Origin of the sequence: Amycolatopsis australiensis, assembly GCF_900119165.1 — a bacterium.
In the GTDB taxonomy this organism is placed as follows: domain Bacteria; phylum Actinomycetota; class Actinomycetes; order Mycobacteriales; family Pseudonocardiaceae; genus Amycolatopsis; species Amycolatopsis australiensis.
This window is the reverse complement of the sequence record NZ_FPJG01000006.1, coordinates 2,776,574-2,799,727: the sequence shown is the minus strand read 5'-3', so window position 1 is coordinate 2,799,727 and position 23,154 is coordinate 2,776,574. Positions and strand designations below refer to the sequence as shown.

General features: G+C 72.0%; 19 protein-coding genes. 7 read left to right on the top strand and 12 right to left on the bottom strand.

What is annotated here, in order from left to right:
* Positions 1–35 precede the first annotated feature (35 nt).
* From BT341_RS14835 to BT341_RS14825, 3 genes are read left to right on the top strand one after another with little or no spacing between them, the layout of a single operon-like run.
* Positions 36–356, top strand: coding sequence for a bifunctional 3-phenylpropionate/cinnamic acid dioxygenase ferredoxin subunit (locus tag BT341_RS14835; RefSeq protein WP_072476864.1), 321 nt, complete (start codon positions 36–38; stop codon positions 354–356).
* Positions 353–1,498, top strand: a complete 1,146-nt coding sequence (locus tag BT341_RS14830; RefSeq protein ID WP_072476863.1) for an NAD(P)/FAD-dependent oxidoreductase — start codon at positions 353–355, stop codon at positions 1,496–1,498. The genes BT341_RS14835 and BT341_RS14830 overlap by 4 nt, the downstream gene beginning before the upstream one ends.
* 38 nt (positions 1,499–1,536) lie before the next feature.
* Complete coding sequence (locus BT341_RS14825; RefSeq protein WP_072476862.1) at positions 1,537–2,046, top strand: putative immunity protein; 510 nt, start codon at positions 1,537–1,539, stop codon at positions 2,044–2,046.
* Between the two features lie 49 nt (positions 2,047–2,095).
* On the opposite strand, the gene BT341_RS14820 is transcribed toward BT341_RS14825, so the two are convergent.
* Genes BT341_RS14820 through pdhA form a run of 5 tightly spaced genes read right to left on the bottom strand, consistent with a single transcriptional unit; the run spans position 2,096 to position 6,953 of the window.
* The gene (locus tag BT341_RS14820) at positions 2,096–3,103 is read right to left on the bottom strand and encodes a coiled-coil domain-containing protein (RefSeq protein ID WP_072476861.1); all 1,008 of its coding nucleotides are present in this window, start codon (positions 3,101–3,103) and stop codon (positions 2,096–2,098) included.
* Positions 3,100–3,648 (bottom strand): hypothetical protein, encoded by a 549-nt coding sequence (locus BT341_RS14815; RefSeq protein ID WP_072476860.1) that lies wholly within the window; start codon positions 3,646–3,648, stop codon positions 3,100–3,102. The genes BT341_RS14820 and BT341_RS14815 overlap by 4 nt, the downstream gene beginning before the upstream one ends.
* Positions 3,649–3,701: 53 nt before the next feature.
* On the bottom strand, positions 3,702–4,889 hold the full coding sequence (locus BT341_RS14810; protein WP_072476859.1) for a dihydrolipoamide acetyltransferase family protein: 1,188 nt from the start codon (positions 4,887–4,889) through the stop codon (positions 3,702–3,704).
* The gene (locus BT341_RS14805) at positions 4,882–5,877 is read right to left on the bottom strand and encodes an alpha-ketoacid dehydrogenase subunit beta (RefSeq protein ID WP_072476858.1); all 996 of its coding nucleotides are present in this window, start codon (positions 5,875–5,877) and stop codon (positions 4,882–4,884) included. The genes BT341_RS14810 and BT341_RS14805 overlap by 8 nt, the downstream gene beginning before the upstream one ends.
* The gene (gene pdhA, locus BT341_RS14800; RefSeq protein ID WP_072476857.1) at positions 5,877–6,953 is read right to left on the bottom strand and encodes a pyruvate dehydrogenase (acetyl-transferring) E1 component subunit alpha; all 1,077 of its coding nucleotides are present in this window, start codon (positions 6,951–6,953) and stop codon (positions 5,877–5,879) included. Before pdhA ends, BT341_RS14805 begins: the two co-directional genes overlap by 1 nt.
* Before the next feature lie 134 nt (positions 6,954–7,087).
* Between pdhA and BT341_RS14795 the strand changes: the two genes are divergently transcribed.
* Positions 7,088–7,564 carry an Lrp/AsnC ligand binding domain-containing protein gene (locus BT341_RS14795; protein ID WP_072481952.1) on the top strand — a complete coding sequence of 159 codons (477 nt, stop codon included), beginning with the start codon at positions 7,088–7,090 and terminating at the stop codon, positions 7,562–7,564.
* 7 nt (positions 7,565–7,571) lie between these two features.
* On the opposite strand, the gene BT341_RS14790 is transcribed toward BT341_RS14795, so the two are convergent.
* Entirely contained in the window at positions 7,572–8,804 is a 1,233-nt protein-coding gene (locus BT341_RS14790) for a pentapeptide repeat-containing protein (protein WP_084742859.1), read from the bottom strand.
* A 337-nt stretch (positions 8,805–9,141) separates the two neighbouring features.
* Here BT341_RS14790 and BT341_RS14785 point away from each other — a divergent pair, with 337 nt between their 5' ends.
* Positions 9,142–11,730 (top strand): glycoside hydrolase family 3 protein, encoded by a 2,589-nt coding sequence (locus tag BT341_RS14785; RefSeq protein WP_072476856.1) that lies wholly within the window; start codon positions 9,142–9,144, stop codon positions 11,728–11,730.
* 332 nt (positions 11,731–12,062) lie between these two features.
* On the opposite strand, the gene BT341_RS45295 is transcribed toward BT341_RS14785, so the two are convergent.
* Together BT341_RS45295 and BT341_RS14780 are read right to left on the bottom strand one after the other, a co-directional pair.
* Positions 12,063–12,215: a hypothetical protein gene (locus BT341_RS45295; RefSeq protein ID WP_177328707.1), complete on the bottom strand. Its 153-nt coding sequence runs from the start codon at positions 12,213–12,215 to the stop codon at positions 12,063–12,065.
* Positions 12,216–12,423: 208 nt separating this feature from the next.
* Positions 12,424–15,564: a GH92 family glycosyl hydrolase gene (locus BT341_RS14780; RefSeq protein ID WP_245804979.1), complete on the bottom strand. Its 3,141-nt coding sequence runs from the start codon at positions 15,562–15,564 to the stop codon at positions 12,424–12,426.
* Between the two features lie 155 nt (positions 15,565–15,719).
* Here BT341_RS14780 and BT341_RS14775 point away from each other — a divergent pair, with 155 nt between their 5' ends.
* Entirely contained in the window at positions 15,720–16,415 is a 696-nt protein-coding gene (locus BT341_RS14775) for a response regulator transcription factor (protein WP_072476855.1), read from the top strand.
* Entirely contained in the window at positions 16,405–18,150 is a 1,746-nt protein-coding gene (locus tag BT341_RS14770) for a sensor histidine kinase (RefSeq protein WP_072476854.1), read from the top strand. Before BT341_RS14775 ends, BT341_RS14770 begins: the two co-directional genes overlap by 11 nt.
* Here the strand turns inward: BT341_RS14770 and BT341_RS14765 are convergent.
* The 4 genes from BT341_RS14765 to BT341_RS47625 all read right to left on the bottom strand — a co-directional run bounded on the left by BT341_RS14765 (position 18,147) and on the right by BT341_RS47625 (position 22,863).
* Entirely contained in the window at positions 18,147–19,298 is a 1,152-nt protein-coding gene (locus BT341_RS14765) for a 4-hydroxybenzoate 3-monooxygenase (protein WP_072476853.1), read from the bottom strand. The two genes, BT341_RS14770 and BT341_RS14765, sit on opposite strands and share 4 nt — an antisense overlap.
* 71 nt (positions 19,299–19,369) lie before the next feature.
* The gene (locus BT341_RS14760) at positions 19,370–20,125 is read right to left on the bottom strand and encodes an IclR family transcriptional regulator (protein ID WP_072476852.1); all 756 of its coding nucleotides are present in this window, start codon (positions 20,123–20,125) and stop codon (positions 19,370–19,372) included.
* A 45-nt stretch (positions 20,126–20,170) separates the two neighbouring features.
* The gene (locus tag BT341_RS14755) at positions 20,171–21,937 is read right to left on the bottom strand and encodes a chitinase (RefSeq protein WP_072476851.1); all 1,767 of its coding nucleotides are present in this window, start codon (positions 21,935–21,937) and stop codon (positions 20,171–20,173) included.
* 278 nt (positions 21,938–22,215) lie between these two features.
* Entirely contained in the window at positions 22,216–22,863 is a 648-nt protein-coding gene (locus tag BT341_RS47625; RefSeq protein ID WP_072476850.1) for a hypothetical protein, read from the bottom strand.
* Between the last annotated feature and the right edge of the window lie 291 nt (positions 22,864–23,154).

Sequence of the window (23,154 nt, the reverse complement as noted above, 5' to 3'; positions counted from 1 at the left end):
GTTCCCCAATGCGCAACTTTTATCCCGGAGGCGTCATGATTCGCGCGTGCACGGTGGACGAGCTGCCCCCCGGTGAGTCCGTCCGCGTCCCCGGGCCGCCCGCGATCGCGGTGTTCCACACCGAGGACGGCGAGCTGTACGCCATCGGTGACACGTGCACCCACCAGGACGCTTCCCTGGCCGACGGCTGGCTCGAAGGCTGCTTCGTCGAGTGCCCGCTGCACGCCGCGCTGTTCGACCTGCGCACCGGCATGCCGACGTGCCTGCCGGCGAAGGACCCGGTGCGCACGTACCCCGTCGTCGTCGACGACGGCGTGATCTACATCGAGGCCACGGCCGGCGAGGACGCCGCGTGAAGCGGGTCGCGATCGTCGGCGCGTCGCTCGCCGGGGTTCGCGCGGCGCAGGAGCTGCGGGCGCAGGGCTACGACGGCGGCATCGTGCTGATCGGCTCCGAAGCGCACCTGCCCTACGACCGGCCGCCGCTGTCGAAGGGCTTTCTCGCCGGGACGGCTTCGCGTGAGTCGCTGGACCTGCTCGACGCGGGCGACCTGGCGTCGCTGGCACTGGACTTCCGGCTCGGCGTGCGCGCCACGGCGCTGGAGCCGGCCAACCGGCGGGTCGTCCTCTCGGACGGCGGCTCGGTGCACGCGGACGGCGTCGTCATCGCCACCGGCGGCCGGGCGCGCACGCTGCCGGGTGCCGAAGGCGTCCACACGCTGCGGACGGTCGACGACGCGCTGGCGCTGCGCGCCGCCCTGGTGCCCGGAGTCCGCGTGGCGATCGTCGGGGCCGGGTTCATCGGCGCGGAGGTGGCCTCGACGTGCCGCTCGCTGGGGCTCGACGTCACGGTGCTGGAGGCGCTGCCCGCCCCGCTGGCCCCGGTGCTGGGCCCGGAACTGGCGGCGGTCTGCGCCCGGCTGCACGCCGACCACGGAACGGACCTGCGCTGCGGGGTGTCGGTCGCGGGCGTGGACGCCGCCGGGGTGCACCTGGCCGACGGTTCCCTCGTCCCGGCCGACGTGGTCGTCGCGGGCGTCGGCATGACACCGATGACGGACTGGCTGGCCGGCTCGGGTTTGAAGGTCGGCGACGGCGTCCACACCGACGCCGGGCTCGTCACGGACCTGCCGCAGGTCGTGGCGGTGGGCGACGTGGCGCGGTACCACGCCGACGGGGCGGGACGGCGGCACGAGCACTGGACGAACGCGTCGGAGCAGGCCCCGGTCGCGGTGGCGAACCTGCTGGCGGGCCGGACTACGCGCACGTACACGCCCAGCGGGTACGTCTGGTCGGACCAGTACGCGGGGACGTTGCAGCTCGCGGGTCACCCGCGGCCGGACGACGTGCTGTCGTTCGTCGACGGCGGCCCGTCGGACTCCTCGTTCGTGGCGACGTTCCAGCGCGGCGGGGAGACGGTGGGCGTGTTCGCGTTGAACAACGCGAAGCTGTTCAACCGCCTGCGCCGGCAGGCCCTGCGGCGCACCGCCGTCGTCTGAAAGCCTCAACCGGCGGTTCAACGATACGCTTCACCCACATGGAGCTGGCCGAAGACGAACTGCGCGTCCTGACGGGCTGGGCCGCCGACTGCGCGGCCCGGGTCCTGCCGCTGTACGAAGCCCGGGTACCCGGCGATCCTCGTCCACGGGACGCGGTCGCGGCCGCACGGGCGTTCGCGTCCGGCGGGCCGCGCACGAAGGTGCTGCGGACGGCGGCCTGGGCGGCGCTGAAGGCAGCCGGCTCGGCGCAGGACCCGGCCGCGTCGGCGGCCGCGCGGGCGGCGGTGGGCGCGGCCGGTGCGGCGTATCTCCACCCGATCGAGTCGCCGCACCAGGTCAAGCACATCGTGGGCCCGGCCCAGCAGGCGGCGTTGGCGCGCGAGCTGGCGGGCGGTGACGCGGAGGCGGAGATCCGCTGGGCGGTCGCCCAGGCGCCACCGGAGGTGTCCGGCCTCCTGCGGCGCTTCCCACCCGGCAACCCCGGCCGCACCCGCCCCGGCGAACTGCACCGCCGGCTCGAGTCCGCCCTCCGCGCCGGTCGTGAGTGAGAAACAGCGTTCCGGCCCTGTTTCACAGTCACGACCACTTGCACCGAGGCTAAAGCGCCAGGTCGTCCAGGTCCGACTCCAGGCGGGCCCGCCAGGTCCAGCGGCGCTCCGGAACGCCTGCCGGGTCCGCGTCCTCCGGGGCCGGCGCGCCCAGCGGCAGCGCCGGGTCCGTGATCCCGAACGTCACCCGGTAGGCCAGCACCGACGCCGCCGTGCGGATCCACGCGTCGCCCGAGGTGCCCGACGGCGGGGCCACTCCCAGCGCGTTGCCGAACCACGCCGGCAGCAGCGCGTTCGAGCCCAGTGCGTCGGTGATCCGGGTCCGCAGCCGCACCTGCAGGTCGTGCCACGCGCGTTCCGCCCGTTCCAGCTGCGGCAGCACCCGCGCCTCGACCGCGTCCGCTTCGCGCAACGCCAGCCGCGCCTGCTCCGCCGCTTCCACCGCCGCCGGGATCTCCTCGTCGAGCAGCGTCCGGCGCCGGGTCGACAACGCGCGCAGCGACGACTCCGCGTCCCCGCGGGCGCGGGAGCCGCGGTCGGTCGACGCCAGGACCGCGATGACCGCCAGCAGGTCGGCGTCGCACCGGGCAAGAGCCGCGCGCACCGAATCGAGCCGCGTGATCTCCTCTTCGTACCTGGCCCGCTGCTCCTTCGTGACCAGCTCCTTGTGCAGGTCGTCCCAGCGCGCCGCCTGGGCCGCGAGCGCCCGCGTCTCCGCGCCGACGTCGTCGAGATCGGCCCGTGGCACGCCGTCGGCCACGCGCACCGCGCGCTCCAGCGCCTGGACCTGCTGCTGCAGCCGCTCCAGCTGCCGGCCGAGCCGGTCAATCCGGTCCTGCCCGCGCTGGGCCTCGCCGCGCTCCAGCCGATCGGCCAGATCGGCGAACTCCAGCCGCAGCCCGCGGTCGCGGTCGTCGGCCTCCTCGACGGCGGTCCGCAGCCCGTCGACCGCCGCGAACAGCTCGTCGAGGTCACGCCGCGTCGGGTCGACCGGCTCCGGGTAGCCGCCGTCGTCGAACTCGGGATCGTCGCCGTAGGTCGCGTAGCCGTGGCTCACGGGATCCGGCTTTCCCGCCACAGCAGCGCGCCCGTGCCCGCGATCCCGGCCGCCGTCAGGATCGTGCCGACGACCGACCCCGGCCACGGGAACAGCGCCAGTGCCAGGCACCCGGCCGTGCCGCTGCCCGCCCACGCCGCCCGCGTCCGCTCGCGGATGACGGCGCCGGCCCGCCGCACCGGCCCGAAGCCGAGCCACAGGCCAGCGGCGAACAGCGGGACGAGCGCGAGCAGCCAGACCGGCGAGAGCACCTCGAACAGCACCAGCGCCCCGGCGACCAGCGGCACCAGCACCGGCGCGGCCGCGAAGTACACGACCGCGCGCTGCGTCGCCGCGTGCCGGGCCTCCAGCTCGGCATCGGCGAGCCGGCGCTTCGCCTCGTCGAACGCCAGCTCGGCGTCGAGCAGCCGGTGGGCCGCCGCGACGAGGCGGTCCATCTCCCCGGCGTCGGCGGGCGGGGTCGCCAGCCCGTCCCGCAGGTCCTGCTTGAGCCGGGCGACGCGCCCCTCCGCCAGGTCGCGGTCGTGCTGGGCCGGAGTCGTCACGCGAACACTGTAAGTGCCAGGACCGGAACGACCGGCCAAGGCGGCCGGTGCGTCTACAAATCACCGAGGGCGGTGACCGGCGACTCGACGCAGTCCGCGACGAACCGCAGGAACCCGCCCGCGGTCCCGCCGTCGCAGACGCGGTGGTCGAACGCCAGCGTCAGCTCGCACACCTTCCGCGCCGCCAAGGCGCCGCCGACCACCCACGGCCGGTCGATGATCCGGCCGATGCCGAGGATCGCGGCCTCGGGGTGGTTGATGATCGCGGCCGAGCCGTCCACGCCGAACACGCCGTAGTTGTTCACGGTGAACGTGCCGCCGGTGAGATCCGCGGGCGCCAGCCTGCCTTCCCGCGCGCCGCGGGCGCGCTCGCCGATCGCCGCCGACAGGTCGCGGGTGGACAGCTCCCCGGCGTCCTTCACCACCGGCACGACCAGCCCGCGGGCGGTCTGCGCGGCGAACCCGAGGTGGATCGCGTCGAGCAGGACGATCTCGCCGCCCTCGACGCGCGAGTTCAGTTCGGGGTACTTCTTCAAGCCCGCGACGGCGAACCGCGCGATCAGCCCGAGCAGGCTCACCGGCCGGTCCGGCTGCTTCGCGTTCAGCGACGCCCGCGCGGCGACCAGCTCGGTCGCGTCGACGTCGACCCAGACCGTGGCCTCGGGGATCTCGCGCCGGGACGTGGTGAGCTTGTCCGCGACGGCCTTCCGGACGCCGGTGAGCGGGATCCGCCGCCCGGCCGCCGGTTTCGCCAGCAGCGCCTCGACGTCGGCGCGGCGGATGATCCCGTCCGGCCCGGTGCCGGTGACCTCCGCCAGGTCGATCCCGTTGTCGGCGGCCAGCTTCCGGACGAACGGCGAGATCACGCCGGGCCGCTGCGGCCGGGGACGCGCCGGGGCCGTGGTGTTCGCGGGGCGCCGGGCGCGCTTGCGCCGGGTCGCGGGCGCGGTGCCGTAGCCGATGAGGACGTTGCCGCTGCCGGAAGACGTCGTCACGCCGGGCTCGGCGAAGCCGCCGACGGTGAGCAGCGGCGCGCCGACCGGCAGCAACTGCCCCGGCTCGCCGTGCAGCGCCGACACCACGCCGGCGAACGGCACCGGCACCTCGACGGCGGCCTTCGCCGTCTCGACCTCGACGACGACCTGGTCGACTTCGACCGTGTCGCCGACCTTGACGCGCCAGTCCACGATCGCCGCCTCGGTCAGGCCTTCGCCGAGGTCGGGCAGCAGGAAGTCAGGCACCGGCCACCACCGGCGTGTCGTCCCACTGCAGGCGGGAGATCGTGTCGAGGATCCGGTCGACGTCAGGCAGCATGTGGCGCTCCAGCTTCGGCGCCGGGTACGGGATGTCGAGCCCGGTCACCCGCAGCACCGGCGCGTGCAGCTGGTGGAAGCACTGCTCGGTGACGCGGGCGGCGACCTCGGCGCCGTACCCGCCGAAGCCGGCGGCCTCGTGCACGACGACGGCCCGCCCGGTGCGGCGCACGGACGCCGTCACGGTCTCGTCGTCGAACGGGCTCAGCGAGCGCAGGTCGACCACCTCGACGTCCCAGCCCTCTTCCCGCGCGGCTTCCGCCGTTTCCATGGCGGTGGCGACCATCGGGCCGTACGCGATGAGCGTGACGTCCTTGCCGGGCCGGCGGACCACGGCCTTGTCGAAAGCGGCGTTCTGCCGCGTGAAGGTGACGTCCTCGGCCGACCAGTACCGGCACTTCGGCTCGAGGAAGACCACCGGGTCCGGTGAGTCGATGGCGTCGCGCAGCAGGTCGTAGGCGTCCTGCGCGGTGCCCGGCGTGACGACGCGCAGGCCCGGCGTGTGCGTGTAGTAGACCTCGCTGGAGTCGCAGTGGTGCTCGACGCCGCCGATGCCGCCGGCGTAGGGGATGCGGATCACCATCGGCAGCGACAGCGCACCGCGGGTGCGGTTGCGCAGTTTCGCCACGTGCGAGGTGATCTGCTCGAACGCCGGGTAGGCGAAGGCGTCGAACTGCATCTCGACGACCGGCCGGAACCCGCCCATCGCCATGCCGACGGCGAACCCGACGATGCCGGACTCCGCCAGTGGCGTGTCGAAGCAGCGGTCCTCGCCGAAGTCGGCGGTGATGCCGTCGGTGACCCGGAAGACGCCGCCGAGCGTGCCGACGTCCTCGCCGAACACGAGCACGCGGTCGTCGTCCTTGATCGCGTCCCGCAGGGCGGCGTTGAGCGCCTGCGCCATCGTGGTCGTCATCAGGCCTCCAGTTCGGCGGCGAGGGCGGCCCGCTGGGCTCGCAGGTGGCGGGTCGGCTCGGCGTAGACGTGGTCGAACAGCGACAGGGGGTCCAGCTCGGGCTCGGCGTTGAGGGTGTCGCGGACGGACTGGGCGAACTCCTCGGCTTCGGCGTGGCACAGCTCGATTTCGTGCTCTTCGAGCGCGTTGCGGCTCTTCAGGTACGTCTCGAGCCTTCGCAGCGGGTCCGCTTCGCGCCACTTCGCGACTTCTTCGGCGTCGCGGTAGCGGGTGGCGTCGTCGGCGTTGGTGTGGGCGTCGATGCGGTAGGTGTGAGCCTCGACGAGAACCGGCCCGCGGCCTTCGCGCGCGTGCTTCACCGCGTCGTCGAGGACGGCGAGGACCGCGACGGCGTCGTTGCCGTCAACCTGCTCGGAGCGCATGCCGTAGCCGATTCCCTTGTACGACAACGCAGGCGCGGCGCTCTGCTTCTCGAAGGGCACAGAGATCGCGTAGCGGTTGTTCTGCACGAAGAACACCACGGGCGCCTTGAAGACGGCCGCGAAGTTGAGCGCCTCGTGGAAGTCGCCTTCGCTGGTGGCGCCGTCTCCGATGAGCGCGAGCGCGACGGCGTCTTCGCCGCGTCGCTGCATCGCGTGCGCGAGGCCGGCAGCGTGGAGAGTCTGCGTCGCGAGCGGAGTGCATTGGGGCGCAACGCGCGTCTCGGTGGGGTTGTAGCCGCAGTGCGCGTCGCCGCGAAGCAGCGTCAGGACTTCGCCGGGCCTCAGGCCGCGCGCGACGAGAGCGACGGAGTCGCGGTAGGTGGGGAACAACCAGTCGTTGGCGGTGAGGGCCAGCGCGGCGGCGACCTGGCAGGCTTCCTGGCCGGCGCTGGAGGGGTAGACGGCGAGGCGGCCCTGCTTGGTGAGCGCGGTGGCCTGGACGTCGAACCGGCGGCCGAGGACCATCAGCCGGTAGGCCTCCTTGAGCCGGTCACCGGCGGGTTCGCCGTACCCGCCGTGCTGGTCGACGCGGCTCCCGTCCTCGGCGACGAACCGCACCGGGGTCGCGGACGGCAACAGGGTCTCCGTGGCCATGACGCACACCACCTCTCGCAGACATATGATGCTGAGATGGTGGTTCGCGGCGGTGTTGTGTTCAAGGGCTCGGCGAAATGAGCGACAAACGGTCTCCAGCGGCGCCACTGCCGGACCAAACGTCCAAAGGTGTCCTGGCGCACGGCGCCCTGCCGGGACGAACGGCCCCGGCGCTGGACGAGGTCGACCGCGCGATGCTGGCAGAGCTGTCAGCGGACGGCCGCCTGGCGGTACGGGCCCTGGCGGAGAGGTTGCACATCTCGCGCACGAACGCGTACGCGCGCTTGGAGCGTTTGCTGGCGGAGGGAGTGATCACGGGCTTCGGCGCCCGGATCGACCCGCGCCGAGCGGGCCTGGGAACGTCGGCGTACATCATGGTGACGGTGGAGCAGACATCCTGGCGCACGATGGCGACGGACCTGCACGAGATCCCGTACGTGGACCACGTGGCCCTGGTGGGCGGGGACTTCGACATCTTGCTGCTGGTCCGCACCCCGGACAACCAGACACTGCGCGACGTGGTCTTGGAGCGGCTGCAGGCACTGGAGGGCGTGCGGTCGACGCGGACGTGGTTGATCTTCGAGGAACTGCCGGGTTCGGTGCTGGGCTGAGGGAGGATCAGCCGAAGCCGTCGTACTCCGGCTGCGGCTTCCACTCCGGCGGCGTGTAGGGAGTGCCGTCCAGCGTGCAGCCGGCGAACCTGACGTCCTCGCTGAACACCACGCCCCGGAAGTCGGTGTTCCCGTTGAACCGGACGTCGATGAACCACCCGTCGCGCGCGAAGGTCACCTCGACGAACCGGGCATCGCGCCCGAAGTCCACGCCGGGGAGGTACGCCTCGTCCGCGAAGCCGGCCCTGGCGAAGTCGGCCCCACCTGCGAAGACGGCCTCGCTGAAGATGACCTTCCCGGCGAACTCCGTCTTCTCGAACCGCGCGTCGCCGTCGAAACGGGCACGGCGGAAGACCGTCGCGCCGACGAAGGAGGCCTCGTCGAATCTTGCGTCCGCAAGGAACTTCACGCCGTCGAAGCGAGTGCTGTCCGAGAACTCGGCCTCCGCGAACCAGGCTTCCCCCTCGAAAACCGCGTCGACGAAGCGAGTGCTTCCCCGGAACCGGACGCCGAGCAGCGAGGTCTGCCCGATGAACCGGGCGCGGGTGAAGTTCGCGTTGCGCAACGAACAGTCGTGGAGCTTGAGGTCGATCAGCACGGCACCACCCAGGTCCACGTCGAGGTCGGCCCAGAACCGGTCCCGGTCGGCGCCGGCCGGGGAGAGGTGATCGGTGAGGATCTGCTGAGCGGTCATCCGCACCTCTCGCTCCTCCAGACAGGCACGTCGGTCGTCGCCCTCGGCGGCGTCCGGGAGCGGCTCGTACGGCATCCGCAGGTAGGCGCTGACCACGTTGACGATGGTCTGCCGATGGGCGGGGTTGTCCTGCGCCAGCCGTTCCAGTGCGTAAAGCCCAGCCAGCCGGACTGGCGCCTTCTCGGCCCCCAGTTGTTCGACGGCTTTGAGGTACAGATCGGTGATGCGCCGTTCCGCCGCGTCGTGACGAGCGTCTTCGTTCGCCTGCTCGCGCAGCAGGAGGTCGTGACGCTTTGTCGCCACATCGCGCTCCGCGGTCTGTTGCCTCCTGGCGGCCAGCAGCAACGCGATGAACCCTCCCGCGCCTAGCACGATCGTGCCGACCGTCCGGACGCTTTCGAGCCGCGCCTTGTCCGCGTCGGTTCCCTGGCCGTAGAGCGACAGCAACACCCAGCACGCCGCCGCGACAACGACGATCAGCACGACCGCCACGACGGCGATCGTCCGGTTCGACAGCAGCCGGTTTCCCCCAAGACCATCCGCCATGAGCCCAGGATCGCAGGGTCCGCGGCTCTCTCCGGCAATTCGCCCGGTCGGCGTAGCCGACGACCACGTCCCCCGCCCCGCCGAACTACCGGGCAAAACCCCTGCCCCCGAGCACCTTGACCCACCCATCCCCCACCGGATAGGCAGGACACCACGTGGCCCGGTCCCCGGACGACTCTTATTTTATGTCGAGAAATAACTACCCTCCAGCCTATTGACGCCGCCCGCGCGGCCGATGAGGATCAGCCGGTCCGCCGTTCATCGCAGAATGGACCAGACCATGGCCAGAAGATCCCGCGCGTGGTCCCGTGCGCGCCGAAGTTCGCTCGTCACGCTGATGAGCCTGAGCCTGCTGGGCGCCGGCGTGCACGCCACCCCCGCCCAAGCCGAGGCGCAACAGCCCGTCATCGGCCAGCCCGCCAAGGACAAGGACGGCTGCGCCAAGATCGAAAAGAGCCTGCCGACCCTCGCCGACTGGCCGAAGGTCGACAGCCGGTTCAAGGGCAAGGGCGACGACGAAGCGCGGATCGCCCGGATCGTCCAGGGCATGACGCTCGAGGAAAAAGTCGGGCAGATGACCCAGCCCGAGATCGCCGCCATCACGCCCGACGAGGTCCGCCAGTACGCCATCGGCTCGGTCCTCAACGGCGGCGGCTCGTGGCCCGGCGCCAACAAGCACGCCACCCAGCAGGACTGGCTGAACCTCGCCGACGCCTACTGGAACGCCTCCAAGACCAGCCGGACCAAGATCCCCGTCATCTGGGGCATCGACGCCGTCCACGGCAACAACAACGTCTACGGCGCGACCCTCTTCCCGCACAACATCGGCCTCGGCGCCGCGCACGACCCGTGCCTGGTGCGCGACGTCGCCGGCGCCACCGCCCGGCAGATCCGCGCCACCGGCCAGGACTGGGCCTTCTCCCCGACGCTGGCCGTCGTCCAGGACGACCGCTGGGGCCGCACCTACGAAGGCTTCTCCGAGGACCCGCGCATCACCCGCGCGTACGGTTTCGAGGCCATCAACGGTCTCCAGGACGGCGCCACCAAGCGCATCGGCTACAACGGCGTCATCGCCACCGCCAAGCACTTCATCGGCGACGGCGGCACGCTCAAGGGCCAGGACCAGGGCGTCAACCCGTCGTCCGAGGCCGACATGATCAACATCCACGGCCAGGGCTACTACGGCGCGATCGCCGCCGGCGCCCAGACCATCATGGTGTCGTTCAACAGCTGGACCAACCCCGACCTCGGCATCAACGAGGGCAAGCTCACCGGCAGCGACAAGGCGCTCAACCAGATCCTCAAGGGCAAGATCGGCTTCGACGGCCTGCTCGTGTCCGACTGGAACGCCATCGGCCAGGTCCCCGGCTGCACGAACTCCTCGTGCCCGCAGGCGATCAACGCCGGTATCGACATGGTGATGGTGCCGAACGACTGGAAGGCGTTCATCACCAACACCGTCGCCCAGGTGCGCGGCGGCCAGATCCCGATGTCCCGCATCGACGACGCCGTCACCCGCATCCTGCGCGTCAAGCTGCGCGACGGCCTCTTCGAGTCGCAGAAGCCCTCCGACCGCTCCTACGCCAACTCCGACGAGGCGCTGAAGGACAACTGGCTGGCCCGCGACGCGGTCCGCGAGTCGCAGACGCTGCTCAAGAACAACGGCAACGTGCTGCCGCTCAAGCCGTCGTCGAAGGTCCTGGTCGTCGGCAAGAGCGCCGACAACATCCAGAACCAGACCGGCGGCTGGACGCTGAGCTGGCAGGGCACCGGCAACACCAACGCCGACTTCCCGAACGCCACCTCGATCCTGGCCGGGCTCAAGCAGGACCTCGGCGACGCGAACGTCACCTTCGACGCCACCGGGAACACCGACCCGAAGGGGTACGACGCGGTCATCGCGGTCATCGGTGAGACGCCGTACGCCGAGGGCGTCGGCGACCTGACCCGCAAGACGCTCGAAGCGTCGAAGCTCTACCCCGAGGACCTGGCCGTGCTGGACAAGGTCAGCGGCAAGGGCACGCCGGTCGTCACCGTGTACGTCGGCGGCCGCCCGCTGTACATGAACAAGGAGATCAACCGCTCCGACGCGTTCGTGGCGGCCTGGCTGCCGGGCACCGAGGGCGGCGGCGTCGCGGACATGATGGTCAAGGGCAAGGACGGCAACGGCTACCAGGGCACGCTGTCCTACTCGTGGCCGAAGAGCGCGTGCCAGACGCCGCTCAACCCGTGGTCGCCGGACTACGACCCGCTGTTCAAGCTCGGCTACGGCCTCAAGACCGGGCAGCGCGCCGCGGTCGGGCCGCTCGACGAGACGCCGGGCCCGTCGGTCTGCGGCTCGACCGGCGGCGGCGGGACCGCGACCGAGGACCTCGCGCTCTACGACCGCACCGACGTGCCGCCGTACAAGAGCTTCATCGGCTCGGCGGAGAACTGGGGCGGCACCGAGATCGGCCCGGACGGCACCGCGGCGCACAGCGAGATCAACGTCGTGCCGACGGACGTCAACGTCCAGGGCGACGGGCTGAAGGCGACCTGGACCGGCACCGGCGCCGCCCAGATCTACCTGCAGAACCCGGCGGGCACGAACGACCTGCGCGGCTACCTCAACGCGGACGCGGCGCTGGAGTTCGACACGATCGTGCAGCAGGCACCGGCCAACCGGACGGTGATCAGCATGCACTGCGTGTACCCGTGCTTCTCGGAGGTGAACGCGACGAAGCTGTTCACCGACCTGGCGGGCGGCGCGAAGACGACGGTGAAGATCCCGGTGTCCTGCTTCGCCAACGGGCTGGACTTCGAGCACATCAACACGCCGTTCCTGGTCTACACCGACGGCGCGTTCCAGGCGTCGTTCGCCAACGTGCGGTGGGTGCCGCAAGGGGCGAAGGATCCGGATGCGAGACCCTGTTCGAGCTTGACCTGACAACGGACCGGGCCGGGAGCGGATTCCGCTCCCGGCCCGGTCCGTTGTCGGCCACGGTGGAGCGAGGACGACCGCGCTCGCCGACCAGCTCCTGGACCTGCTGGGCACCTGGCCGCCGCTCGAAGCGACTTTCGTCCGCGACCGTGATCAGCCGCCTCTTTCCTGCCGCACCTCACACCGTCCGGCGCGCGGACCGACGAACGCCTCCGCTGCCGCGACGGAGGCCGCCAGTGCCGCCGTCGCCCGTGTGACCGGCGCCGGACTGGTTCCACCGCATGCCAGCCGCCGAGTGCGTGGTGCGCGCCGTCCGCGAGTTCGAAAGCGCCGGCGTACTACCTGCCGCCGCCCGCGATGCGGTTGCCGCCCAGTGACCACGCCGTGGCGAAGTCAAGGCGGTTGATCGCGTCGTAGTAGGCGATCACCGTGTCCGCCGGGGCGCCGTACTGCGGCTGCGGTACGTACACCGTCTGCGGCGACCGGGACACCGATCACGGGCCTTCCGCAAGCGGTGGCACACGCCAAGACAACGGCGGCGATCAGAACAGCTTTCATGGGAATCACTTCTTCCGTGTCCGCCTTCACGAATCGGGCGGCCGCCGGAAAGCGCACCGGATCGCGGGAATCGCGATCCAAGCGTTATGCCGGTCGTGAGTGAGAAACAGGGTTGGAACCCCGTTTCTCACTCACGACCGCTCATGCCAGGCCGATGGCGAACACGTGCAGGTCGGGGGCGGACGGCAGGGTCACCGACGCGATGACCTTCCCGGCCGGGGCCTCGAACGGCGTCGTCGCGAAGATCGACGCCCCACCGCCCGGGCCGCCCGGCTGGTTGCGGTGGCCGGTGCGCGCGACCAGCGTGTTGCCGAACACCGGGTCCGTGCCGCCGCCCGGGTAGACCCAGTCGCCGAACGACAGGTCCGCCTGGCCGGTGGTGCCGTCGGTGAAGGTCACCGTCGCGGTGGCGCGGTGGTCGCCGTTGGTGGCCGTGCCGACGAACGACAGGCGCGTCGCCGGGTTCAGCCGGATCGTCTGCCCGGCCGGGACGACGTTGTCCGGGCGTCCGGCGGGCGCCGCCGGCCAGGTGAACGTCGTCCCGGCGGCCCCGGCCTGCTGCCCGCCGGTCAGCCCGGCCGCGGCCAGTGCCTGCCGCGAGAGGCTGTTGCCGGCGCCGTCGATGTCCGCCGAACCGGCGTCGCCGTCGTCGGAGATGCCGACGTCCGAATACGCCGCGGCGAGCCCGTTCTCCGGCGCGACCAGCACGATCACCGAGCCGGGCACCGACGTCCCGCCGCCGCGGACGGTCACCGGCACCTGGTAGTAGCCCTCGGGGGTCCCGGCGGCCACCGCCACGCTCAGCTGCGCCGTCCCGCCGCCGGTGCGGTCGTCGAGCCGGAGCTGCCGCGGGCCGGTCACCGTGATCCCGGCCGGCGGCTGCGTGCTCACCTCCAGCACCCGGTCGTGGCCGCCGAGCCGCTGCGCACCGACCGTGAACTCGCCCGTGCCGCCGGGCCGGGCGACGACCTGGTTGGCCGCCGCGGCCAGGAACGGCCGTTCATTGTCGCGATAGGACGGTGGCGCGCTGTCCGCCGCCCATCGCTTGTCCGGAGTGGACACGAGCGTGAAGTCCAGCCGCCCGCCGTCGCGCGCGATGTCCGCGGGCAGGGACGTCCGGTCCCAGTCGTGCCCGTTCAGCCGCAGGTCGTGGACGTACGTCGCGGGTGCCTGGGGCGCGCGGACGTCGAGCGTGCGGCCGTTCGGCAGGGCGAGCACGGCGCGTTCGAACAGCGGGCTGTGCACGACCAGGTCCGGCGTGCCCGGCGTCGCCGGGTAGATGCCCAGCGCGGCCCAGACGTACCACGACGACTGCGCGCCGAGGTCGTCGTTGCCCGGCTCGCCGTCCGGGGTCGCGCTGAACAGCGTCGTCGCGATCTCGCGGACCACCTGCTGGGTCTTCCACGGCTGCCCGACGTGGTTGTACAGCCACGGAACCCCGAAGTCGGGCTCGTTGCCCGCCCACATGTACGGCTCGTTCGGGCCGACGTTGAGCTTCCGGAAGAACGTGTCCAGCCGGGACGCCGCCGCGGCCGGCCCGCCCATCGCCGTCACCAGGCCGGCCGGGTCCTGCGGCACCAGCCACGTGTACTGCGCGGCGTTGCCCTCGTCGAAGCCGTCCTGGCCGAACTTGCCGGGCGGCGGCGGCACGTACGCCGGGCCGTCCGGGAAGCGGCCGTCCTGCCCGCGCGGCTGGATGTACCCGGTCCGCGGGTTGAAGAGGTTCTGCCAGTTCTGGCCGCGTTTCGTGAACTCCCGGGCGACGTCACGGTCGCCGATGCCCTGCGCGAACTGCGCGATGGTGAAGTCGTCGATCGCCCATTCCAAGGTGATCGACGCGCCGACACGGGCGTGGTCGCCGCGCGAGGCGTCGTTGTTCGGCAGGTACCCCCGGGCGACGTAGTCGGCGATGCCCCGGCGTTCCTGGTACGCGCCTGGCGTGGTGTCCACCGAAGTCGCGCCCTTGACCAGGTACTTCAGCGCGGTCTTGACGTCGAAGTCGCGGGCGCCGAAGGCGTACAGGTTCGAGATCAGCGCCACCGAGCTGTCGCCGGTCATCTGGCCGGTGTAGTCGTTCGCCATCGGCCAGCGCGGCCACCAGCCGCCCTGCACGGCGTCGTTCGTCAGCGACTGCGCCATGTCGCTGGCTTCCTTCGGGAAGAGCATGGCGTGCAACGGCGCGAGCGAGCGGTAGGTGTCCCAGTCGGAGAAGTTCGCGTACTGGTGGTGCCCACCCGGGAGCGTCCGGACCCGGTCGTCGAAGCCGATGTACCGGCCGTCCACGTCGTCGAAGGTGTTCGGGTGCATCAAGGAGTGGTACAGCGCGGTGTAGAACGTCTTGAGCTGCGCGGTGTCGCGGCCCGCGACGCGGATCTTGCCCAGCGCGCCGGCCCACTGGTCCCGGGTGGCCTTCCGGACGGCGCCGAAGTCCCAGCCGGGCACCTCCGCGGCCATGTTGGCCTTCGCGCCGTCGACGCTGACGTAGGACATCGATACCTTCGCGTGCACCACGCTTTCGCCGTCGAAGGTCAGGTAGGCGCCCGCCTTCGGCGCGTCGACGCTGTCGGTGCCCGGCTTCACCGTCGAGCCGTCCCAGGTGCCGTGCGCGGTGAACGGCTTGTCGAACGTGATGGCGTAGTAGACGGTGTACTTGTTGGGTTTGCCGCAGAAGCCGCCGGTGCTCGCCGAGCCGCTGACCTCGCGGTCGCCGGTGATCTTGAGGTCGGCGCGGGAGTTCCCGGCGAGGCTGGCGCCGCCCTTGACCAGCACCTGCGGCGTCGAGCCCGCCGGGTAGGCGAAGGTGGCCAGCCCGGTGCGGGTCGTCGCGGTCAGCTCTGCCCGGACGCCCGAGTCGGCGAGCGTCACGGCGTAGTAGCCGGGCTCGGCCCGTTCGCCGTCGTGGCCGAAGTGCTCGGTCCGGTCCCAGGGCGCGCTGCCGACGTCGCCGGTGACCGGCAGGATCGGCACGTCGCCGAAGGCGGTGCAGCCGACCGAGGCGTGGTCGAGGCTGAAACCTCGGATCTGGTCCGAGTGGTACTGGTAGCCGGCGTACGCACCCTGGGTGTCGGGCGAGAACTGCATCATCCCGAACGGCGCCGCGGGGCCGGGGAAGTTGTTGATCTCACCGACCGAGCTGCCGCCGCGGCCGGTCCCGATCAGCGGGTCGACGTAGGCCGCCGGGTCGCCCACCAGGGGTGACAACGTTGTCGGCGCCGCCGAAACGACCGCGGGCGCCCCGATCACCGCCACCGCGACCACCGCCGCCAGGAACCTGACCCGCACGTGCGCCTCCGATCACCACCGCCGTCGTCATCCGACCTTTGCCCGTGCCCGGGCCCGCGGTCAACACTTTGACAAAGACCTGGCTCGTGCCCAGAGGTGTGAAGATCCGGTCAGGATGCGGTCGCGACCGCGTCAGGACGCCTAACCTCGACGCCGTGTGCGCACGTGTGCTGGTCGCCGAGGACGACGAGAAGCAGGCCGAGGTCCTCCGCCTCTACCTCGAGAGCGAAGGGCACACCGTCGTGCTGGCCCCGGACGGCCGGGCGGCCCTCGACGAGGCCCGCCGCGAGCGGCCCGACCTGCTGGTGCTCGACGTGATGATGCCGAAGGTCGACGGCCTCGACGTCTGCCGTGTCCTGCGCGGCGAGTCCGACGTCGCCGTGCTGATGCTCACCGCCCGCGCCACCGAGGAAGACCTGCTGCTCGGCCTCGACCTCGGGGCCGACGACTACCTGACCAAGCCGTACAGCCCGCGCGAGCTGATGGCCCGCGTCCGCACGCTGCTGCGGCGCACGGCCGTCCGGCGGGAACCGCCCGATCCGGCGTTGCGGGCGGGCGCGCTGCGGCTCGACCCGGTGCGGCACGAGGTCTCCGTCGGCGGCCGCGCGGTCGAGACGACCCCGGGCGAGTTCCAGCTGCTGGAGACGCTGATCCGGCAGCCGGGCCGGGTGTTCACCCGGCGGCAGCTGCTGGAGCTGACCCGCGGCGACGACCGGTTCGTCAGCACCCGGATCATCGACGTCCACGTGCTCAACCTGCGCAAGAAGCTCGAGCCGGACCCGCAGAAGCCCGTCTACCTGCGCACCGTGTTCGGCGTCGGGTACAAGCTGACCGCCGAGAATGACACGTAGCTTCCCGCGGCGGCGCAGCCTCGTCGTCCGGCTCACCGCCGTCTCCCTGCTGATCGCGCTGGGCTCCATCGCCGCGACCGCGTGGCTCGCCGTGCAGACCACCACCCGCGCGATCCAGCAGGAACAGGGCCAGGCGCTCTCCGGCGACGCCACCATCTACACGGAGCTGATCGGCTTCGCGGCCGTCAACCACACGTGGGACCAGGTCGGCGCGAAACTCCGGACGCTGTCGGAGCAGACCGGCCGCCGGATCGTGCTCACCACGCTCGACCGCCACGTCCTCGGCGACTCCGGCGGCGCGCCGGTCACCCTGCCGGTGAAGGCGACCGCGTCGGTCGACCCGCTGCACGTCGACCCGGTGCTGCTGCCCCAGGCGGGGACCAGCGGCATCGACCCGCGCGCGACGGGACCGTTCCGGCTGCCCGGCCCGGAGCACGCCGAACTCGGCGCGCTGGCCGCCAAGGCGGCCGCCTGCCTCACGTCGTTCGGCTTTCCCAGCCAGGTGCGGGACGCGCCGAGCGGGCGGCCCCAGGTGACCGGGCTCGACCCGATCGCCGCCCGCTACTTCGCGGTCAAGTGCGGGATCTACGAGCTGGCCGTGCCGACGCCGACCGAGCAGGCCGCGCTCGACCGCCTCGACGAAGCCGTCAACGCCTGCCTCCGCGCCCAGGGCGCGGGCGAGGTGACGCTGGGCCTGGACTTCGACGCGGTCGGCGCCGCCGACCAGGGCCCCAGCCGCGCGTGCGTCGACTCCGCCCGCCGGGAGCAGCTGAAGCCGTACGTCGCGCCGCCGGCGTTGCTGTTCACCCTCGGCCCGGGCGGGTCGCAGCTGCCGACGTTCACGCTGTCGCGGGCGAACCTCGCGCGGATCCTCGCGGTGACCGGGGGCGTGCTCGTGCTGGCCGCGGCGATCACGGTGCTGGTCGCCCGGCGCCTGGCACGTCCGCTGCGGGCGCTGACCGAGGCGGCGAAGGAGGACCGGCCGGCGCCGGTGAAGTCCCGCGACGAGGTCGGCTACCTCGCCGCGGCGTTCAACGACCTCACCGCGCGCCGCGAGCGCATCGAGGAGCAGCGCAAGGCGATGGTCGGCGACATCGCCCACGAGCTGCGCAACCCGCTCAACGTCATCCGCGGCAGGCTGGAGGCCGCCGAGGACGGGCACCTGCCGTTCGACCGGGCGCTCACCGCGTCGCTGCTCGAAGAGACCGTGCTGCTGCAGCACATCGTCGACGACCTGCAGGACCTCGCCGCCGCCGACGCCGGGCAGCTGCGCCTGCACCCGGAGCCGGTGGACGCCGCCGAGCTGGCCGGCCACGTGGCCGCCGCGCACGCCGACCGGGCCACCGCGGCCGGCGTCACGCTCACCGTCGAGGCAGCAGGCGAATCCACTTTGGACGCCGATCCGGTGCGGCTGCGGCAGATCGTCGGCAACCTGGTGGCGAACGCGATCCGGCACACCCCGGCGGGCGGCCGCGTGACGGTCCGCGTCGAGTCCGCCCCGGACGCGGTGACGCTCGCCGTCGCCGACACCGGCTCCGGGATCGCGGCCGAGGACCTGCCGCACGTGTTCGACCGGTTCTGGCGGGCCGAAAAGTCGCGCAGCCGCCAGACCGGCGGCAGCGGCCTCGGCCTCGCCATCGTCCGCCACCTCGTGCAGGCCCACGGCGGAACCGTGACCGCGGAGTCCGAAGTGGACGCCGGGTCGACGTTCACCGTCCGGCTGCCGAAGGCCTAGAGGGGCAGGCCCGCGTAGTTGTCCGCCAGCTCGGTCATCGCCGGCAGCGAGCTGACCGTGCGACGCAGCTGCGAGAGCTGCAGCTGGGCGTCGAAGTCGTCGCCGTGGCGGTGCAGCATCGACGTCATCCACCACGAGAAGTGCGTGCACCGCCAGACGCGGCGCAGCGCCGTCTCCGAGTACGCGTCGGCGAGTTCGCCGTTCCCGCGCAGCGACGCCGTCAACGCCGCGGCCAGCAGCGAAACGTCCGCCACCGCCAGGTTCAGGCCCTTCGCCCCGGTCGGCGGCACGATGTGCGCGGCGTCGCCCGCCAGGTAGAGGTTGCCGTGCCGCATCGGCGTCGAGACGAAGCTGCGCATCGGCAGCACGCTCTTCTCCGTGATCGTGCCGGTCTGCAGCGTCCACCCGTCGACGCCCAGCCGGGTGGCCAGCGCCGTCCAGATCCGGTCGTCGCTCCACTGGGCGATGTCCTCGTCCGGCGCGACCTGCAGGTAGAACCGGCTCACCCGCGGCGAGCGCATGCTGTGCATGGCGAAGCCGTCCGGGTGCCAGGCGTAGATCAGCTCGTCGGTCGAAGGCGCGACGTCGGCCAGGACGCCCAGCCACGCGAACGGGTACGTGCGTTCCCAGACCTGCGGGGAGGGGATGGACGACCGGCTCGGCCCGTGGAACCCGTCGCAGCCGACGACGACGTCGGCGTCGATCCGCCGCGCCGCGCCGTCACTGTCCACAAAGGTCACGTACGGCTTTCCGGCCACGTCGTGCAGGGTGACGTCCGCCGCCGAGTAGTACGCCGGGCGGCCGGCTTTTTCGCGGGCGGCCATCAGGTCCTTGGTCACCTCGGTCTGGCCGTAGACGGTCACCGACCGTCCGATCAGGCCGGTGAAGTCGATGTGGTGCCGGTTTCCCGGCCATTGCAGGTAGATCCCGCGGTGTTCCATGCCCTCGACGTCGAGCCGCTCGCCGAGGCCGGTCTGCCGCAGCAGCTCGACCGTGCCGGCTTCGAGGATCCCCGCGCGGATGCGCGCCTGGACGTACTCGGCGGTCTGGCGTTCGAGCAGCACCGAGTCGATGCCTTCGAGGCCGAGCAGGTGGGACAGCAGCAGCCCGGCCGGGCCGGCGCCGACGATGACGACCTGGGTGCGCACGGAAAACGTCCTTTCAGGCGAGGGAGCCCCAGCATCCCCCGGCCGGCCCGGCACCACCACGGCATTCTCATTCAGCGAGAGGAATACCCCATGGCCCGCGAGATGCCGCGCGCGGCGGCGCGCAGGGCCGGGATCTGCATCCGCGCGTTGCGGTCGTTGGGCACGATCACCGACAGGGCCGCGACGACGTCGCCGGAGCGGCCCCGCAGCGGCACGGCGATCCCGGCGGTCTCCTCGTCGATGAACCCGGCGCAGAACGCGTAGCCGTCGCGCCGGACGTCGGCGAGGAACCGCCGCAGCCGGGCGGGCTCGGTCAGCGTCGTCCGGCGGAAGGGCTCGAGCGGGCCCGCCAGCACCTGTTCCTGCAGCTCGGCGGGCGCGTGCGCGAGCAGCACCAGCCCGGACGACGACGCGTGCAGCGGCAGCCGCCCGGCCACGCGCGTCACGTTGACGACCGCGCCCGGCGCCGAGAGCCGCTCGACGAACAGCACCTCGCGGTCCTCCAGCACCGCGAGCTGGGTGTGGTGCCCGACGACGGCGTGCAGGTCCTCCATGAACGGCATCGCCGCGTCGCGCAGGCTGAGCGTCGGCGAAGCGCGCGACGCGAGTTCCCACAGGCGGACACCCACGCGGATCCTCCGATCGGGGTCGCGGCGCAGCCAGCCGTGCGAGACGAGCTCGTCGACCAGCCGCGACGCCGTCGCGACGTGCAGGTCCGCGCGCCGCGCGATGTCGGTGACCCGCAGCGCCGGGGTGTCCGGGCCGAAGGTCTCGAAGATGCGGACGACGCGCGAAAGGACGGACTCTCCCTGCGCCGGCTTCGCCATTTCCGCAGTGTGCCCCACGGTTCGCGGCGGGGCACACCGCAGCGGTCACGGCAGCGAGTTCAGGAACGGCTCGTGGCTGTTCTGGAACTCCCAGCCGTAGTACTTGTCCCAGTTGATCGACCACGTCATCAGCCCGCGCAGCGACGGAGACGTGCCGCCGCGCAGGGTGTAGCTCCCGCAGCCGCTGCCCTCGACCAGGCAGTTCACCGCGGCCTGGACGTCGGACGGCGACGTGTAGCCGTTGCCCGCGCTGACCGCGGCGGGCAGGCCGATGGCGATCTGCTCCGGTCGCAGGCCCGGGAAGAACTGGCCGGTGTTCGCGACGGTGAAGCCGGCCTTGAGCATGTCGGTCATGGCGATGTGGAAGTCGGCGCCGCCCATGGTGTGGTACTGGTTGTCGAGGCCGGTGACCGGGCCGGAGTTGTAGTCCTGGACGTGCAGGACGGTCAGCGCGTCCCGCAGCGCGTGGATCACCGGCAGGTACGCGCCGGTCCGCGCGTCGCCGGCGCCCGAGCCGCCGTAGAACTGGTAGCCGACCTGCACGAAGAACGTCTCCGGCGCCATGGTGAGCACGAACCCGGAGCCGTAGCGGGCCTTGAGCGACTTCAGCGCGGAGATCAGGTTGACGATCACCGGCGTGGTCGGGTTGCGGAAGTCGGTGTCGCCGGGGTTCAGCGACAGCGAGTGACCCTCGAAGTCGACGTCGAGGCCGTCGAGGCCGTACTTGTCGATGATCGCGGAGACGGAGCTGACGAACTTGTCGCGCGCGGCGGTCGTGGTCAGCTGGACCTGGCCGTTCTGGCCGCCGATGGAGATGAGGACCTTCTTGCCCTGCGCCTGCTTGGCCTTGATGGCGGCGACGAAGTCGGCGTCGCTTTCGACGTTCGGGCATTCGGTGACCGGGCACCGGGTGAAGCGGATGTCGCCGGAGGTGACGGAGGTGGGTTCGCCGAAGGCGAGGTCGATGATGTCCCAGGCGGCGGGGACGTCGGCCATCCGGACGTAGCCGGAGCCGTTGGCGAAGCTGGCGTGCAGGTAGCCGATGAGCGCGTGCTTGGGCAGGCCGGTGTCGACGCAGCCGGCGGTGGTCGCGGTGGCGACGGCGCTGCGCGGCGACTCCCCGGCACTGTTGTAGGCGGCGACGGCGTAGCTGTGGGTGGTGCAGGCGGCGAGCCCGCTGACGGTGGCAGTCGTCCCGGTGACGGTCGCGACCGCGGTGGCGCCTTCGTAGACGCGGTACCCGGTGACGGTCCCGGCGCTCGCACCCCAGCTCAGGGCGATGGAGTTCGCCGTGACACCGCCGACCTGCGGCGTGCCGGGCGCACCGGGCGTGCCGGGAGTGCTGCCACCCGGCCCGTCGAGGACGACGTCGTCGGCGTAGTAGGTGCCGGCGCCGTACCAGCCGTGGAGGTAGAGCTGGGCGGAGGTCTGGGTGCCGGTGGTGAAGGTGAGGCTGAGCTGGTTGTAGGCACCGGAGTTGCCGGACCAGGTGGAGGGGCCACCGGTGACGCCGAGGTAGACGGGGTTCCCGCGCACCCAGGCGGAGACGGTGTAGGTGGTGTTCGGCTGAACGGACACGGTCTGCGAGCACTGGGCGTAGTCGGAACCGACGGGCGTACCGGCGAGGGCGTAGCCACCGGAGTGCACGGGAGTGGCGACGGCGGCGGCGTTCGAGCAGGTCCACCCGGAGAGCGAGCCGGTTTCGAAGCCGGGATTGGCGAGAAGGTTGGCGGCGGCGGCCTGCCCGGCGAGAAGACCGGAGAAGGCCAGCACCAGGGCGGCGAGGATGGCGGGGAGTCGGGAACGCCTCATCGGGTCCTCCAGTCGGGGAGATACCCGGTATTGTCTAGACCAATATGTAAAATGTCCAGACCAAAGTGCGGATGGAGCCCGGACGGCCCACCTCGCTCGGCGGGGCGGATCCGTCCAGCCGGCCGCCTCGGGCGCTCCCCGCTTGCGCCGCAGTCCGCGACCGCCCCTCGAGATCGGGCAACCGAACCGGCATCCCCGCCGGTCGAAGCCACCGCCGCGCTCGCCCCAGGCCGCCACACCCGCACCCAGCCAGAGCCCGCGGCGGCCGACCAGCACCGTCAACCAACCCGGCTCGCTACCCCACCGGCCGCCACCTGGTCGAAGCCACCGCCCGCGCTCGCCCGCCGACCAGCACCGTCAATCCAACCGGCCCACCACCTCACCGGCCACCACCCGCACGTCCCCGGCCGAAACCGCCCGCCCGCACCGGTCGGCCGACCAGCACCGTCAACCGACCCGGCCCGCCACCTCGCCGGCCACCACCCGCATCTCCCGGCGGCCGCCCGGTCGATCACCCGCACACTCCGCCACCCCACCGGCACCCGCCCGTCGAGCAGTTCCTCCCGCCACCGCCCCGCCCGCCGGACGTGCCGCGCGAACGACCGCGGCCGCACCAACCGGCCGCGGCTGCGTTGCCCCGCCAGCGCCTCCGCCGGCGTCGCATCGAGGAACAGCAGCCGCACCGGGCGCCCGCTCGGCGCGCCCACCACAGCCAGCAGCGCCCGGGTCGAAGCCCGCGTCGACGGCTCGTGGACCACGATGGGCCCGTCCGCGGCCAGCGCCCGGCCGGCCACCCGCAGCCGGTGCCACGCGTGCACCACCGGCCGGTACCACCGGTACGGCACCGACGGGACCACCGCCGCCAGCCGCGCACGGACCTGGGCGGAGTCCGGCACCGGGAGCCCCGTGGCCGCGTGGCGGAGCATGGTCGTCTTGCCCGCGCCGGGCCACCAGCACCATGTCGCGGGGCCCGAGTTCGAGGACGGCGGGCTCGCTCATGCCCGCCCAACGTCTCGGCGAAGGTAATGGTTCCTTTACTTTCAATTCACGGAGTGTGACCGTGACGCGCGAAGCCCCGACGGTGCGGCGAACACCACCCGGAGGGCACCGCCGATGTCACCACCCGTGCCCGAAGTCACCCGGTCGCCTGAGAACCCATGCACAGCAAGGCATTTCCGTCCGGGAACCGCTTCGGGTGAAGATCGTCCGCACCTCTT

Excerpts from the sequence above, each read along its gene's own strand:
- BT341_RS14790 (WP_084742859.1), bottom strand. The coding sequence starts at position 8,804 with ATGGCGGATGGTCTTGGGGGAAACCGGCTGCTGTCGAACCGGACGATC.
- BT341_RS14825 (WP_072476862.1), top strand. The coding sequence starts at position 1,537 with ATGGAGCTGGCCGAAGACGAACTGCGCGTCCTGACGGGCTGGGCCGCC.
- pdhA (WP_072476857.1), bottom strand. The coding sequence starts at position 6,953 with ATGGCCACGGAGACCCTGTTGCCGTCCGCGACCCCGGTGCGGTTCGTC.
- BT341_RS14760 (WP_072476852.1), bottom strand. The coding sequence starts at position 20,125 with ATGGCGAAGCCGGCGCAGGGAGAGTCCGTCCTTTCGCGCGTCGTCCGC.
- BT341_RS47625 (WP_072476850.1), bottom strand. The coding sequence starts at position 22,863 with ATGCTCCGCCACGCGGCCACGGGGCTCCCGGTGCCGGACTCCGCCCAG.
- BT341_RS14770 (WP_072476854.1), top strand. The coding sequence starts at position 16,405 with ATGACACGTAGCTTCCCGCGGCGGCGCAGCCTCGTCGTCCGGCTCACC.
- BT341_RS14755 (WP_072476851.1), bottom strand. The coding sequence starts at position 21,937 with ATGAGGCGTTCCCGACTCCCCGCCATCCTCGCCGCCCTGGTGCTGGCC.
- BT341_RS14785 (WP_072476856.1), top strand. The coding sequence starts at position 9,142 with ATGAGCCTGAGCCTGCTGGGCGCCGGCGTGCACGCCACCCCCGCCCAA.
- BT341_RS14805 (WP_072476858.1), bottom strand. The coding sequence starts at position 5,877 with ATGACGACCACGATGGCGCAGGCGCTCAACGCCGCCCTGCGGGACGCG.
- BT341_RS14835 (WP_072476864.1), top strand. The coding sequence starts at position 36 with ATGATTCGCGCGTGCACGGTGGACGAGCTGCCCCCCGGTGAGTCCGTC.